General features: G+C 57.0%; 16 protein-coding genes. 2 read left to right on the top strand and 14 right to left on the bottom strand.

Annotated features, from left to right (window positions below):
• Nucleotides 1-69: 69 nt before the first annotated feature.
• Nucleotides 70-444 (top strand): succinate dehydrogenase, cytochrome b556 subunit, encoded by a 375-nt coding sequence (gene sdhC, locus C9E89_RS20345; RefSeq protein WP_005005993.1) that lies wholly within the window; start codon nt 70-72, stop codon nt 442-444.
• A gap of 860 nt (nt 445-1,304) precedes the next feature.
• Here sdhC and C9E89_RS20335 read toward each other — a convergent pair.
• From C9E89_RS20335 to C9E89_RS20315, 5 genes are all read right to left on the bottom strand, one after another.
• Nucleotides 1,305-1,571, bottom strand: a complete 267-nt coding sequence (locus C9E89_RS20335; RefSeq protein ID WP_003464988.1) for a hypothetical protein — start codon at nt 1,569-1,571, stop codon at nt 1,305-1,307.
• A gap of 169 nt (nt 1,572-1,740) precedes the next feature.
• Entirely contained in the window at nt 1,741-2,022 is a 282-nt protein-coding gene (locus tag C9E89_RS20330) for a DUF427 domain-containing protein (RefSeq protein ID WP_003464986.1), read from the bottom strand.
• A gap of 67 nt (nt 2,023-2,089) precedes the next feature.
• Nucleotides 2,090-2,362 carry a glutaredoxin 3 gene (gene grxC / locus C9E89_RS20325; RefSeq protein WP_005005995.1) on the bottom strand — a complete coding sequence of 91 codons (273 nt, stop codon included), beginning with the start codon at nt 2,360-2,362 and terminating at the stop codon, nt 2,090-2,092.
• A gap of 453 nt (nt 2,363-2,815) precedes the next feature.
• A complete protein-coding gene (locus C9E89_RS20320; RefSeq protein WP_002118292.1) occupies nt 2,816-3,562 on the bottom strand; it encodes a ferredoxin reductase in 747 nt (248 codons plus the stop codon).
• The gene (locus tag C9E89_RS20315; protein WP_003464980.1) at nt 3,555-4,157 is read right to left on the bottom strand and encodes a sulfite oxidase-like oxidoreductase; all 603 of its coding nucleotides are present in this window, start codon (nt 4,155-4,157) and stop codon (nt 3,555-3,557) included. Before C9E89_RS20315 ends, C9E89_RS20320 begins: the two co-directional genes overlap by 8 nt.
• Before the next feature lie 467 nt (nt 4,158-4,624).
• Between C9E89_RS20315 and C9E89_RS20310 the strand changes: the two genes are divergently transcribed.
• The gene (locus tag C9E89_RS20310; RefSeq protein ID WP_003464979.1) at nt 4,625-5,095 is read left to right on the top strand and encodes a TlpA family protein disulfide reductase; all 471 of its coding nucleotides are present in this window, start codon (nt 4,625-4,627) and stop codon (nt 5,093-5,095) included.
• A gap of 325 nt (nt 5,096-5,420) precedes the next feature.
• On the opposite strand, the gene C9E89_RS20300 is transcribed toward C9E89_RS20310, so the two are convergent.
• The 9 genes from C9E89_RS20300 to istB form a co-directional block, all read right to left on the bottom strand.
• A complete protein-coding gene (locus tag C9E89_RS20300) occupies nt 5,421-5,711 on the bottom strand; it encodes a DUF1330 domain-containing protein (RefSeq protein ID WP_162900307.1) in 291 nt (96 codons plus the stop codon).
• Nucleotides 5,712-5,772: 61 nt separating this feature from the next.
• Nucleotides 5,773-6,204 (bottom strand): GlcG/HbpS family heme-binding protein, encoded by a 432-nt coding sequence (locus tag C9E89_RS20295; RefSeq protein WP_005006001.1) that lies wholly within the window; start codon nt 6,202-6,204, stop codon nt 5,773-5,775.
• A 72-nt stretch (nt 6,205-6,276) separates the two neighbouring features.
• A complete protein-coding gene (locus C9E89_RS20290; RefSeq protein WP_002118279.1) occupies nt 6,277-7,290 on the bottom strand; it encodes a zinc-binding alcohol dehydrogenase family protein in 1,014 nt (337 codons plus the stop codon).
• Between the two features lie 45 nt (nt 7,291-7,335).
• The gene (locus C9E89_RS20285) at nt 7,336-7,644 is read right to left on the bottom strand and encodes a hypothetical protein (RefSeq protein ID WP_005006003.1); all 309 of its coding nucleotides are present in this window, start codon (nt 7,642-7,644) and stop codon (nt 7,336-7,338) included.
• A gap of 91 nt (nt 7,645-7,735) precedes the next feature.
• Complete coding sequence (locus C9E89_RS20280) at nt 7,736-8,704, bottom strand: magnesium and cobalt transport protein CorA (protein WP_002118270.1); 969 nt, start codon at nt 8,702-8,704, stop codon at nt 7,736-7,738.
• Nucleotides 8,701-9,405 (bottom strand): glutathione S-transferase N-terminal domain-containing protein, encoded by a 705-nt coding sequence (locus tag C9E89_RS20275; RefSeq protein WP_005006007.1) that lies wholly within the window; start codon nt 9,403-9,405, stop codon nt 8,701-8,703. Before C9E89_RS20275 ends, C9E89_RS20280 begins: the two co-directional genes overlap by 4 nt.
• 140 nt (nt 9,406-9,545) lie before the next feature.
• The gene (msrA, locus tag C9E89_RS20270; protein WP_003464967.1) at nt 9,546-10,085 is read right to left on the bottom strand and encodes a peptide-methionine (S)-S-oxide reductase MsrA; all 540 of its coding nucleotides are present in this window, start codon (nt 10,083-10,085) and stop codon (nt 9,546-9,548) included.
• A 1-nt stretch (nt 10,086) separates the two neighbouring features.
• A complete protein-coding gene (gene msrB / locus C9E89_RS20265; protein WP_003464965.1) occupies nt 10,087-10,530 on the bottom strand; it encodes a peptide-methionine (R)-S-oxide reductase MsrB in 444 nt (147 codons plus the stop codon).
• Between the two features lie 520 nt (nt 10,531-11,050).
• On the bottom strand, nt 11,051-11,833 hold a 783-nt coding region (gene istB, locus C9E89_RS20260), incomplete at its 5' end, for an IS21-like element ISPst3 family helper ATPase IstB (RefSeq protein ID WP_107010019.1).

The raw sequence follows: 11,833 nt of genomic DNA, 5'->3' as shown, positions 1-11,833 counted from the left end.
GTTACAGCTGCTATGATGAATGAGATCGAAAACTGAAATCCCCCACTAGAATTGTTGACTGGAGTCAAAATGAATAAAAAGCGGCCGGTTAATCTTGATATTCGAACCATTCAGCTTCCTCTCACGGCGCTTACATCGATTCTGCACCGGATTTCAGGAATTATGCTCTTTATTTTTCTGGGACTGATACTGTATATGCTGAGCAAATCGTTGGAGTCAGAAAAGGGTTTTAATGAAGTCAAGGAGATTTTTTCTTCACCTTTCGGCAAAGTTAGTTTCTGGTTGGTATACTCTTCATTTATTTATCATCTCGTAGCCGGAATTCGACACCTAGTTATGGATGTGGGTGTTGGTCATACTTTGAAAGGCAGCAATCGCGCCTCTACTATTGTTTTAGTAGTGTCGGGTGTTTTAATGGTTGCTGGCGCCGTATGGATTTGGTAGCTGTGGAGTCGTAATGCGTATTTACAAGGACTAAAAGCGTCCTTTAAAGCTAACTTACGAAAGTATTTATAATCGACGGTTCACGCTTAAACGGTTGAATCCTTTCGGGCTTCCGAATAGCTGTTAGCTGAAAGCTATCATGAGCTAAGTTTTCTGTGCATCATCAAATGTGTTAATGGGAGCGCCATAGTACTAGGTACAAATATGGCTCTAGGACAATGTTAGATGTTTTGGATTTTGAGGCGGATCGCTCTTATCGAAGATCGTCTAATTCGCTCTGAAGCGCAGGTTTTTTGAAACTATCACCTGGTTGGCACACTGTGCGAATCAACATCAGATATGAGAAAGCCAATCAGGTGAACACTACCCTCGAGGGCTCATCTGTCCAGTTAAAGCCTCGAGTCTTTCTGGGTGCGCAAAAGACAAGAAGGTTATATGGGAAAATTATGAGGCCTGGATACCATGCGTCATGGGCGTGCCGATGCTGTGAGTGACAGAGCGAGAAGCAAGTGAAAGTCCCTGAAGTAGGGGCGGGATGCGCCCGAGTGGCATTTTTTGTCTTAAGGTAGATCGCGTAGCTGTTCTTCAGAATAATCTTCAGAGCGTTGACGACAGCCATCGCTGTGCATTCCTCAAGAATAGAATGTGTCGGAAGGGTGGCGTCATTGGTGTTAGTCATCGCTTAGGATTTCTCAATCTGGCTTACACGGGCGCCTGTACCGATATCCCCGCGGATGGCGACGTATCGATGTTGAATTCCTCGCCAGACGAAGTGCAATGAGCTGCGGCTATAGGCTTGCGCAGCCTTAGATAGCCGGCCGTCGCAGGCGCGCCGGTTGGCCGGGATCTTCTTCTGCCCGTCAGGTGTCCGGTCGGAACTCCAGCACGAACGCTACGACCTTTTCGGCGGACATTTCGCACGGCTTCAACAATGTCCTATCTGATGTAACGCGGAAGAGGTTGAAGCTGACAATGTCAGTCCCGTCCAACTCCCTGGCGAACAGACTGTTGCGACGTCCGTCCCCAGATCGCCGGACGATCAAGCTGAAACGCCGGCCTTCATAAGTCCCTTCTCTGTATCCCTCCGCAAGCTTCGCGAAAGCGGCATCGAACTCGGAATGCTCCATGTCATCCATCCTTATTGATAGAACAGAGGCGCGGCGGGTGCGAGACCGCCAGTGCCGGGTCGCGCTAAGGTGCCGGGCAGATTCCTGCAGCCGACGAGGCCCGGGGTGGGCAGGATAATTGAGATGTCGGCGCCCGCATGGCTATCAGCGAAGTCGTCCGTCCAGTCTGCTAGGCAACGTCCACGCCTTTCCAGAAAGCGATGTAATCCCGGATACCCTCGGCATCCGGAGTGGGGGCGGGATAGGTCCAAGCGGCGTTCACGTTGAGCGCGTCACCCGCGCGAACATGAAAGAAGCGCGCGGCGCCTTTGATCGGACAGACAGATGTGTGCGGGCTCATCTCAAGCAGGCTCAGGTCGACTCCTGACGGTGGGAAGTAGTGATTTCCCTCGACGATGACTGTTTCGTCGCTTGTGGCGATAGTAGTGTCTTTCCAGATGGCTGAGACCAACGGACTCTCCTTTTGTATTCATCAACCGGCGAAGGCTCGCGGGCTGGCTGCCCCAAGCCGCACCTCCTCAGGTGGCAGGCGGGTTGCGCCCGAGAAGTTTGTCGAGCTCGCCTCTGACATCGAGCGCGAATAGCTCATCGGAGCCACCGATAAGGGTGCCATTGATGAAGATCTGCGGCACGGAGCTTCGCCCCGACGCTTCCGCCATGGCCTGCCGGTGAGCCGGATCCGCCTCAATATCGAGCTCCTTCCATCGCACGCCCTTTTCCTTGAGGAGCGCCTTCGCTCGGCGGCAGAACGGGCACCAATTCGTGGTGTACAGCAATACATCAGTTGTCATATTGCATCTCCGGCAGTTGCACGCGGATCGCTGTCATGGCGTTGATCTCCAATTCGCGGCGTTCAAAGATGGCGACTGCACCTTGGCCGACATCGGAGCAGATGCTGACGATTGGCCGCTATCCAGGCGACATGGCCCAAAGTGCTTTCACCGCCAGGCAGAGGCCGCACGCGCCTCCTGTAGCGCCGAGCCGATGCTCTAAGGTAACCGAGCCTCGATTGGGACGGAAGCGGTCCCGCTCGAATCGCCCATCATGCTGGTCGAGCATATCAGGACGACGGATAGTGCAGGAACTTTCAAATTGAGCTTGATGTCGAGCCAGGTATCGCGAGCGAAGGCGTTCTAGAGGCCGGGGGGTACGAAGACTGTGTTCGGCAAAACGGTTCACGTTGATCGCCAAAGCTTCCCAGGGCGCACGTCTACGATCGGCGCGACGTGAGATAGCTCGCGCCGCTAGCCCCCGTAGCGCTCCGTCTTGATGATGGAGGCGTCCAAGCCCGCCAGCAGCGCGCTATCGGTTGCGATGTTGACGAATCCGTTAGACCCGCAGACGAACACTTGCGTCGGCTTTCCCTGAAGCCTGGTTAGAATTTCTTGGACCATCATGCCGTCGATCCGTCGCGCAAAGTCCGATGCGCGAACCGGTTTCTCGCGCGTAATCGCGAGCGCCAGGACGAACGCCGGATCGCTGATTTCGATGCAATGAAGTTCTTCTGAGAAGAGAACGTCCTCGGCGGTTCGTGCGGACAGGAGCAACGCTGTCGGAACGGCTTGGGCCAATGCGCGGCGCTGCCGGATCATTGCCATCAACGGCACGAGGCCGGAGCCTCCCCCGATCAACAGAACCGGATCTATGGCAGGCTCAGGCCAAAGGAAATGGCCACCGAGCGGACCGCGAACTTCGATTTCGTCACCAATCGCCGCGATGTCGTGAAAAAACGGCGAAACTTCGGCATCCGGCATGCGCTCGATAGCTATCTCGACGATCGGGGTCGAAACTGCCGATGACGCGATCGAGTAGCTGCGCATTGCACTGTAGCCGTCGGGCGCGGTCAGCCGGATATCGACGTGCTGACCTGCGGTGTGCGCGAACGGCTTGCTCAACCGAAGGAAGAAGCTCTTGATACTCGGTGTTTGCTGGATGATGTCGTCGATCACGCATGATTGCCACGAACGGACTTGCGCTTCGTTTTCAGTCATGGGTGTATCGTTGTTCGCGCCACGGATCGCCGTAGATGTGATAGCCGTGCAGCTCCCAAAAGCCGGCCTCGTCACGCGTCGTGAATTGCAGCGCATTCACCCATTTGGCGGATTTCCAGAAGTAAAGGTGCGGCACTAGAAGACGCGCCGGCCCCCCATGATCGCGGGAAAGTGGCTTGCCCGCATAACTGAGGGCGACCATCGCTTTCCCGGAAAGCAGATCCGTCAGAGGGACGTTTGTCGAATAATTATCGTAGCAGTGCGCCAAGACGAAATCGGTAGGCCGATCAAGCTCTGCATCTGCAAGGATGTCTTCAATGAGTACACCCTCCCAAACGGTATCCAGTTTGGACCAAGAGGTGACGCAGTGAATATCCTTTGTCACCTGGGTCTTTGGTAGAGTGTTGAATTCGCCCCAATTCCACGTTTTGACGGGCTTCGGACCAATTTTGACTGTGAATTTCCAGTCGGAGGGCTCTACCCTCGGCGTAGGGCCGGCCGACAGAACAGGGAAATCCTCCACCAGATGCTGACCTGGCGGAATCCGATCGGACTGGTCGCCTGAACCGCGACCGGTGAAACCTCTGGTGACCATAGTGACCCCTCTTGCTCGATACGGCAGACCGAAGCCGGCCTTCATTTCAGTACTCTGCGTAAAGCATTTGCCCGCACATCCGCCGAATAAGCCAATCGACTAAAAATCAGATACAGATGCTCTATCATCGTAAAAAATCGCGTATCGAACATAGCGTCAGGCCAGCATGATTCCCAATACCCAATGGCTATAGGGTAGATAACCCCAAGGCTGCGTACGCTGATCTGCGGTATGCGGAGCGGAAGTTGCAGGTTCGCTCTCAAACGGATGGGCAGCGTGCAAAGCTCAAGGCTCACCAGCGCATGGTTGCCCAGTTCGCGCTCGCCGGCAGCTTGAGTATATTAAGGACGAAATGTCGATCTGATCTATTCTGGCTTCAGGAAATAGGGAAAATAAGGTCGGACGTTCGCGCACCGTCGCGACGCGCGATCATCCACTAAGCTTCTGTATCGGGGTTGGAGGATCAGATGAACGAGATCGAACGACAAGCGCCTGAGCTGCGGGTGCAAAAATGGATTGGCAAAGATGGGGAAAGTATCGCGCCGTTCAAACTGTCAGATATCGGGCCCGGCCCGAAAATCTTGTTTGCCTTCCAGCATTGGTGCCAAGGTTGCCATTTGCATGGGTTTCCGACGCTACAAAAGTTGCATGCAGCGTTGAGCTCAAAAGACGTGGGGTTCGCAGTGATCCAGACCGTCTTCGAAGGAACGCATGAGAATACCTTCGAGAAGTTGCGCGTGAACCAGCTCAAGTATGAGCTTCCTATCGTTTTCGGTCACGACGAGCAACCGACCGGCTCGCCGTTTCCAACCTTCATGGAAGACTACCGCACACGAGGAACTCCGTGGTTTACGGTTATCGACGCTGGCGGTAGCATTGTTTTCTCGGACTTCCATCTCGACGCGGAGCGACTAGTGAAGCAACTTGAGCAAGGTTAATCGTTGGAAGGTGGGCAATCATCCTGATTGCCACCCATCCCCTGATGCCCACTACAGGCGTTGCGCGCTGTAACTCTGTTGATCAGCGTGCGAAAACCCGGATCCGGATAGGAGGAGCGTCAACGATTGAATCAATCCGTTGGGAGAGGGCGGCTCCGCTCCGTCAGCTCGGCAATAGATAACCCATTCTCGCCGAGCAACTCTCTGATCCGATCGACGATATGAGCCCCTAGCGCCGCTGTCTTGGTCCCCCCCACAGATTCCCAAGATGCGAGTTCACACGCCGATACCTCGTGGTCAGCGCCGAAGTGCTTCTGTCGGTATGTCACCGCCGCCCTTCAATGATAAAGGCGCGGTAATGGGAACCGGCAAAGCGTTGAGCAGCGATGGTTTGGTAGGCGGGACTGTCATACCAGTCGCGAGCGGCCTGCATCGTCGGGAAACGCAAGATTACGGCCCCTTCGATGGGCGGCCCCTCCAAATGCTGGATCGCGCCATAAGCGGCGAGAAAGGTAACGTCGTGACCATCGAACGATGGTCCGACGCCTGCAGAATAGGTTGCGAGTGCATGTGGGTCGCTGGTTTCTTCCCGCGTAAAGACGACGAACGCTTCCATCATTAGGCCTCTCAAAGGTTGGATCTGTTGGCCATTACCACCGGTGATGGCCTCACAGTCGTCAGGCTGGCAACTGGAACCCGATTTTCATGAGTGCCTCGACGCACGCATCCTGATCCTGCTGATAGTTGCCTCCGGAGATGCCTATGCCGCCGATCAACTTCCCATCCTCCAGAATCGGATAACCGCCGCCGACAGCGACCATCCGAGGGCGATAGGCTAGCGGCGCCACTTTTGGATCGTTGGTCACATAGTCGTTCCAGACATGGGTCGGGAACCCAAACGAGGCGGAACTCCAGGCCTTGTCGATGGCAACATCGACGGTAAGGAACGGCGCATCGTCGGTGCGCTCGAACGCGCGCAGGTTACCGGTGGCGTCGACGACGGCGACGGCAGCCGGGATGCCGATGGCACGGGCCGCAGCGAGCGCCGCGTCGATGAGGGCGACTGCGGTTTCGCGGTTGATCGAGGCGGTGGCAATAGATTTGGTCATGGGATTCTCATCGCTGGGGCATAACCCGTTCGGCTTTTTGAGGTTGGACAAGATGTTTGGCGATCGCGGTCGTTAGAAGCCTTCGAGGACGATCTTGCCTTTAGCCGCGCCACTTTCGATCAGTGCATGCACCGTCTTCAGATTGGCGGCATTGATCGGCGACAGTCGCCGGGTCAGCGTCGTGCGGATTTTGCCGTCGTCAACCAGCGCTGCCATCGCATCCAGAATCTCGCCCTGCTCATTCATGTCGGGCGTGCCGTAGATCGACCGCGTGAACATCAGCTCGTGGTGGATCGACACCGCCTTGCGCTTGAAAACCATGATATCGAATGCCTTGGGATCGTCGATCAGTCCGAACCGTCCTTGTGGGGCGATCAGTTCGGCGATGTCGGCGACATGTTGCTCGGTATGTGTGGTCGAAAAGACGAAAGCGGGAGCACCGATGCCGAGTTCGGCGATCTGTGGCGCGAGCGGACGAGAATGGTCGATGACGTGGTGAGCTCCAAGCCCTCTTACCCACTCTTGGGTTTCCGGTCGAGAGGCTGTGGCGATGACGGTGAGGTCCGTGCGCTGTCGCGCGATCTGGACGGCGATCGACCCAACCCCGCCCGCGCCACCGATGATGAGGATCGCCTCCGCCGCACCGGGTACGGGCTTCGCCACGTCCAGGCGGTCGAACATCGCCTCCCAGGCCGTCAACGTCGTCAGCGGCAGCGCCGCCGCTTCCGCCCAGGAGAGCGACGCAGGTTTGTGACCGACAATCCGGGCGTCGACGAGATGGAACTCCGCATTGGTACCGGGCCGTGTGATCGATCCGGCATAATAGACCTCGTCGCCTAACTCGAACTGCGTGACGTCGGGGCCGACCTCGCGCACAATCCCGGCGGCATCCCATCCCAGCACCTTCCAATCGCCATCTGCCGGCGGCGTGCTGTTGCGGACCTTGTAGTCGACCGGGTTGACCGAGACGGCCTTCACCTCAACCAGGATATCGTATCCTGCAGCGACAGGCCGAGGCAGATTGATGTCGACCAGCGCGGCATCCGCGGCGATGGGTCCCGGAACCTTGTAACCAATGGCTTTCATAAATGTCTCCAGCTTGCTTGATCGGATGACGCGAATGCTCGTTAGTCAACTTCTTCTACATTGAGGTCCCGACTCTTGAACTGGGTCGCGGTAGCAGATTTCATCGAACACGTCGATCAACAGGCCTTTATGCTCTGTCGCCGGATCGGTGATCGCGTAGATGTTGGAGGCATCTTCGCCGTCGTCCCCGCTCTCGAGGCGCAACGCCGCATCGACGCGAATGCTGCATGCATCGAGGGTTGACCCTAGTTCGAGATCGACGAGATTGCCGTCCTTGACGCGGTATTCGCGGTCATAGCCGTTGGCGATGAATGACTGGACTGCTTCTAGAACGTCGGTCACCTGGGAGGTCATGGAAGCACCTTCATCTTGAACTGGATTGGACACGCTCGCGCACAAAGCGCGCTGTGACTCGGCGGACGGAGAAGCTCGCGAAGTGCGTTACTCATAGCCACTTGGCCTTCTTGAAGCGCATGAACAGGAGAAGGCAGAACACCGCTATGACTCCGAGCACGACGAAGTAGCCATATGGCGTGTCCAGTTCCGGCATGTGCTTGAAGTTCATGCCATATATTCCGGCGATCGCCGTCGGGACCGTCAAGATCGCCGCCCAGGCCGCGAGCTGGCGAGTGACCACACCGATCCTTTGCGCTTCCAGAAGGCTGCTGGCCTCGAAGACCGTGGACAGGACAAGCAGGAGGCCGTCGACCATGGACTGCACGCGGTGGACATGGTCCGCGACGTCGTGGAAATATGGTGTCATTTCGGCGCTGATGCAGGGAAAGTGGCCGCGAACGAGCTTTCGCACCAGCTCGGCCATAGCCCCGAGCGTGCGCTGGAACCGCGTGAGTTCGGACCTTAGTTCGAAGATTCGCGCCACCTCTTCTGGCCCGAGGAAATCGTGCAGCGACCGTCGCTCCATCGCCAGGACGTCGTCCTCGATCATTTCGAAGATGGGCAGATACTGGTCGACCACTCGGTGCAAGATCGCGTGCAGCACATAGTCGACACCCTTGCCGAACTGCGTCGGCGATGCCTCGAGTTGCTCCCGAAGTTTGCCCAGCGCTCCGGCATTGCCGTGCCGCACGGTGATAAGGTGATTGTGACCGGTGAAGATCGCCATCTTGCCGTAGCTGATCCGGTCGCCGACCAGCTCGGCGGTCTGGGCGACGACGTACAACTCATCGTTGTAGACCTCGAGCTTGGGCGGGCACAGCGGGTGCATGGCGTTGTCGATCGCCAAAGGATGGAGGTTATACGTCGTCTGGATCGCGCTGAGTTCGTCTGCGGTGGGCTCGCTAAGCGCGATCCAGCAGAAGCCCGAGCGATTCTCGTTTAGTTCGACGTGCTCATCGAGCCTGATTTCACGGACTCGCTTACCTTCGTTGTAATAATATGCGGCGATAATGGTCATGCAGGCCTCGCAGGAATTCGCAGGCCACGCTGTACAGCCGGTCGCGCCAGCCCGCGTTCGAGCCATGCCTGCACGTTCGAATAGCTGCTTAGGCCGAGGATGTCGCCCGCTGCGTAGAATTCGACCAGCGCATTCACCCAGCCAAACGTCGCAATGTCCGCGATCGAGTAATCATCGACAATCCATTCGCGGCCCTCCAGCCGGTGATCCAGGACCCCGAGAAGACGCCTGGATTCATCAACAAAGCGCTGCCGAGGTCGCTTGTCCTCATAGTCCTTGCCGGCAAATCGCAGGAAAAAGCCTAGCTGTCCGAACATCGGCCCGATGGCCGACATCTGAAAGAACACCCACGCTAGGGTCTCGTAACGCTGGCCTGGTTCGGTGGAGATGAACTGACCCGTCTTGTCGGCCAGATAGAGGAGGATCGCACCGGATTCCCATAAGGCGATGGGTCTACCGTCAGGGCCAGCCGGATCGATGATCGCCGGTATGCGTCCGTTCGGGTTCAGCGACACGAACGCCGGATCCTTCGACTCGTTGTTCGAGATGTCGATCAGGTGGGGCTCGTACGCCAGGCCAGTCTCCTCAAGCATGATCGAGACCTTGACGCCATTGGGCGTAGGGGCTGCGTAGAGTTGCAGGCGATCGGGATGAGATGCCGGCCAGCGCTGCGTGATCGGAAAGGACGAGAGGTCTGGCATAAATCTGCGATCCTGGTGTTGCGATGGCGACTGACTGGAACGAGCCGTCACTCTGAAGTAGGGTTCGATGACCGCGTCGCTGAACGACGCGGTCACGAAGATTGCGGACCGGACCGGCGCAGTGGCAACGGCAGTGAAGCCTATTCCGCCGCGGTCCCGGCCGCTGGCTGTACGTCGTCAACCTTTTGGCGCTTCGGAAGCACCCAGCCGGGACGGACGAAGTGGCAGGTGTAGCCGCCCGGGCGCTTCTCCAGATAATCCTGGTGATCGGGCTCGGCCTCCCAGAACTCGCCGACCGGCTGGACCTCGGTCACCACTTTGCCATCCCACAGCCCCGAGGCATCCACATCGGCGATCGTATCCTCGGCGACGCGCTTCTGCTCCTCGTCGACATAATAGATGCCCGACCGGTAGGAGAGCCCACGATCATTGCCCTGGCGGTTCAGCGTCGTCGGATCGTGGATCTGGAAGAAGAATTCCAGGATGTTCCGGTAGCTCGTCACTGTCGGGTCGAAGACAATCTCGATCCCCTCGGCATGCGTGCCGTGATTACGATACGTGGCGTTCGGAATATCGCCGCCCGTGTAACCCACACGGGTCGAGATGATGCCGGGCCGCTTGCGGATCAGATCCTGCATGCCCCAGAAACATCCTCCTGCGAGAACAGCGCGCTGATGCATGTTAAGCCTCCTCTACTTGATCGAGATATTCACCGTATCCCTCGGACTCCATCTCGTCGCGCGGGATGAAGCGAAGGGACGCTGAGTTGATGCAGTACCGCAGACCGCCGCGGTCGGAAGGACCATCGGGGAACACATGGCCGAGATGACTGTCTGCGTGTACTGACCTGACCTCCGTCCGGACCATGCCGTGTGCGCTGTCCCGCACCTCGTTCACGTTTGCCGAAACGATCGGCTTGGTGAAGCTGGGCCAGCCAGTACCCGAATCGAACTTGTCCGTCGAAGCGAACAGTGGCTCTCCCGACACTATGTCGACGTAGATGCCAGGCTCCTTGTTGTCGTTGTACTCGCCCGTGAAGGGCCTTTCGGTGCCCGCCTCCTGGGTAATTCGGTGTTGCTCGGGAGTCAGGTGGTCGATTGCTGTCTGTGACTTTTCAAACTTCATTACAGTCTCCAATACTTATCTAGAGGGCCAGGCACGCTACCGCTAATTTTTTATGTCTCCTGATTTGCTCCTACAATGGTAGTGGGATGGCAAACGAGGTTTTACTAAGTGTTGGAAAATTAGAGATTTAAATTTCGCGTCTATTAATTCTAGCGCAACTGAGTGGTTAAGCAAGTACGTAATCAGTAAATATTAAAAAAATAACACAAAAGCACGATTATATAATACAGTGTCAGTGTTTTATGATAATCAACAACGCCTGTTTAGATGCTGGTAGATGCGAATTTTTTGGCGTACAGTCAAAATTTTCTGATGGTTGCTTAGTGTGTTGGCGCTGATGGAAAATTGACCCACCCTGCCGATTGAAATTTGACCCAGGGCGGATTGCTGATTTTGTTACCAGCAACTGTGGATAAGTCTACCAGCGCAGCTGCTGTTGCCCCCACTCCTTCGCTAGCCCAGTTCAGTTGTTTAAGACCTGCCACACGCAGCCATGTAGCAGGCCGTCGTCGCCATGAAATCAGAACGGCTCATCGTCCTCCGGTTCCTGGCCGCCCTTACGCTTTCGCTCCCGTGATTTGATCTTGGCCTGGGCCGCCAAGCTACTGTGTTGCAGGCGATAGGACTCGTTACCGGTTTCGACGATGTGGCAGTGGTGGGTCAGCCGATCCAGCAGGGCGGTGGTCATCTTGGCGTCGCCGAACACGCTCGACCATTCGGCGAAGCTCAGGTTGGTGGTGATCACCACGCTGGTGTGTTCGTACAGCTTGGATAGCAGGTGAAACAGCAACGCACCGCCGGCCTGGCTGAAGGGCAGATAACCCAGTTCGTCGAGGATGACCAGATCCATGCGCAGCAGAGCTTGGGCGATCCGCCCGGCTTTGCCGTCGTGCTTTTCGCGCTCCAGCAGATTGACCAGATCGACCGTGGAGTAGAAGCGCACGCGCTTGCCGTGCCGGGTGATGCCGGACACGGCCAGCGCAGTGGCCAGGTGGGTTTTACCGGTGCCAGGCCCACCGATCAGCACCACGTTCTGCGCGGTGTCGGTAAAGGCCAGACTGGCCAGTTCGCTGATCAAACGAGCGTCTGCGCTGGAGGCGCTGAAGTCGAAGCCGGCCAGGTCGCGGTGCATCGGCAGCTTGGCCATGTTCATCTGGTGGCTCACCGAGCGCATGGCGCGATCTGTGTGCTCTTGTTCCAGCAGGTGTTCGAGCAGCCACTTGGACGAGGCTGTGTTCGACTCACCCTGCGCAGTCAACTCCGCCCAGGCCGTGGCCATGCCGTGCAGGCGCAGCTCCTTGAG

Origin of the sequence: Acinetobacter sichuanensis, assembly GCF_003024515.2 — a bacterium.
GTDB lineage: Bacteria > Pseudomonadota > Gammaproteobacteria > Pseudomonadales > Moraxellaceae > Acinetobacter > Acinetobacter sichuanensis.
The sequence above is the reverse complement of the archived record's forward strand: the minus strand, read 5'-3'. Positions and strand labels throughout refer to the sequence as shown.

Excerpts from the sequence above, each read along its gene's own strand:
- C9E89_RS20320 (WP_002118292.1), bottom strand. The coding sequence starts at position 3,562 with ATGACTGAAAACGAAGCGCAAGTCCGTTCGTGGCAATCATGCGTGATC.
- C9E89_RS20275 (WP_005006007.1), bottom strand. The coding sequence starts at position 9,405 with ATGCCAGACCTCTCGTCCTTTCCGATCACGCAGCGCTGGCCGGCATCT.
- C9E89_RS20280 (WP_002118270.1), bottom strand. The coding sequence starts at position 8,704 with ATGACCATTATCGCCGCATATTATTACAACGAAGGTAAGCGAGTCCGT.
- grxC (WP_005005995.1), bottom strand. The coding sequence starts at position 2,362 with ATGACAACTGATGTATTGCTGTACACCACGAATTGGTGCCCGTTCTGC.
- C9E89_RS20295 (WP_005006001.1), bottom strand. The coding sequence starts at position 6,204 with ATGACCAAATCTATTGCCACCGCCTCGATCAACCGCGAAACCGCAGTC.
- C9E89_RS20310 (WP_003464979.1), top strand. The coding sequence starts at position 4,625 with ATGAACGAGATCGAACGACAAGCGCCTGAGCTGCGGGTGCAAAAATGG.
- C9E89_RS20285 (WP_005006003.1), bottom strand. The coding sequence starts at position 7,644 with ATGACCTCCCAGGTGACCGACGTTCTAGAAGCAGTCCAGTCATTCATC.
- sdhC (WP_005005993.1), top strand. The coding sequence starts at position 70 with ATGAATAAAAAGCGGCCGGTTAATCTTGATATTCGAACCATTCAGCTT.
- msrB (WP_003464965.1), bottom strand. The coding sequence starts at position 10,530 with ATGAAGTTTGAAAAGTCACAGACAGCAATCGACCACCTGACTCCCGAG.
- C9E89_RS20290 (WP_002118279.1), bottom strand. The coding sequence starts at position 7,290 with ATGAAAGCCATTGGTTACAAGGTTCCGGGACCCATCGCCGCGGATGCC.
- C9E89_RS20315 (WP_003464980.1), bottom strand. The coding sequence starts at position 4,157 with ATGGTCACCAGAGGTTTCACCGGTCGCGGTTCAGGCGACCAGTCCGAT.
- msrA (WP_003464967.1), bottom strand. The coding sequence starts at position 10,085 with ATGCATCAGCGCGCTGTTCTCGCAGGAGGATGTTTCTGGGGCATGCAG.
- C9E89_RS20300 (WP_162900307.1), bottom strand. The coding sequence starts at position 5,711 with ATGGAAGCGTTCGTCGTCTTTACGCGGGAAGAAACCAGCGACCCACAT.
- C9E89_RS20335 (WP_003464988.1), bottom strand. The coding sequence starts at position 1,571 with ATGGAGCATTCCGAGTTCGATGCCGCTTTCGCGAAGCTTGCGGAGGGA.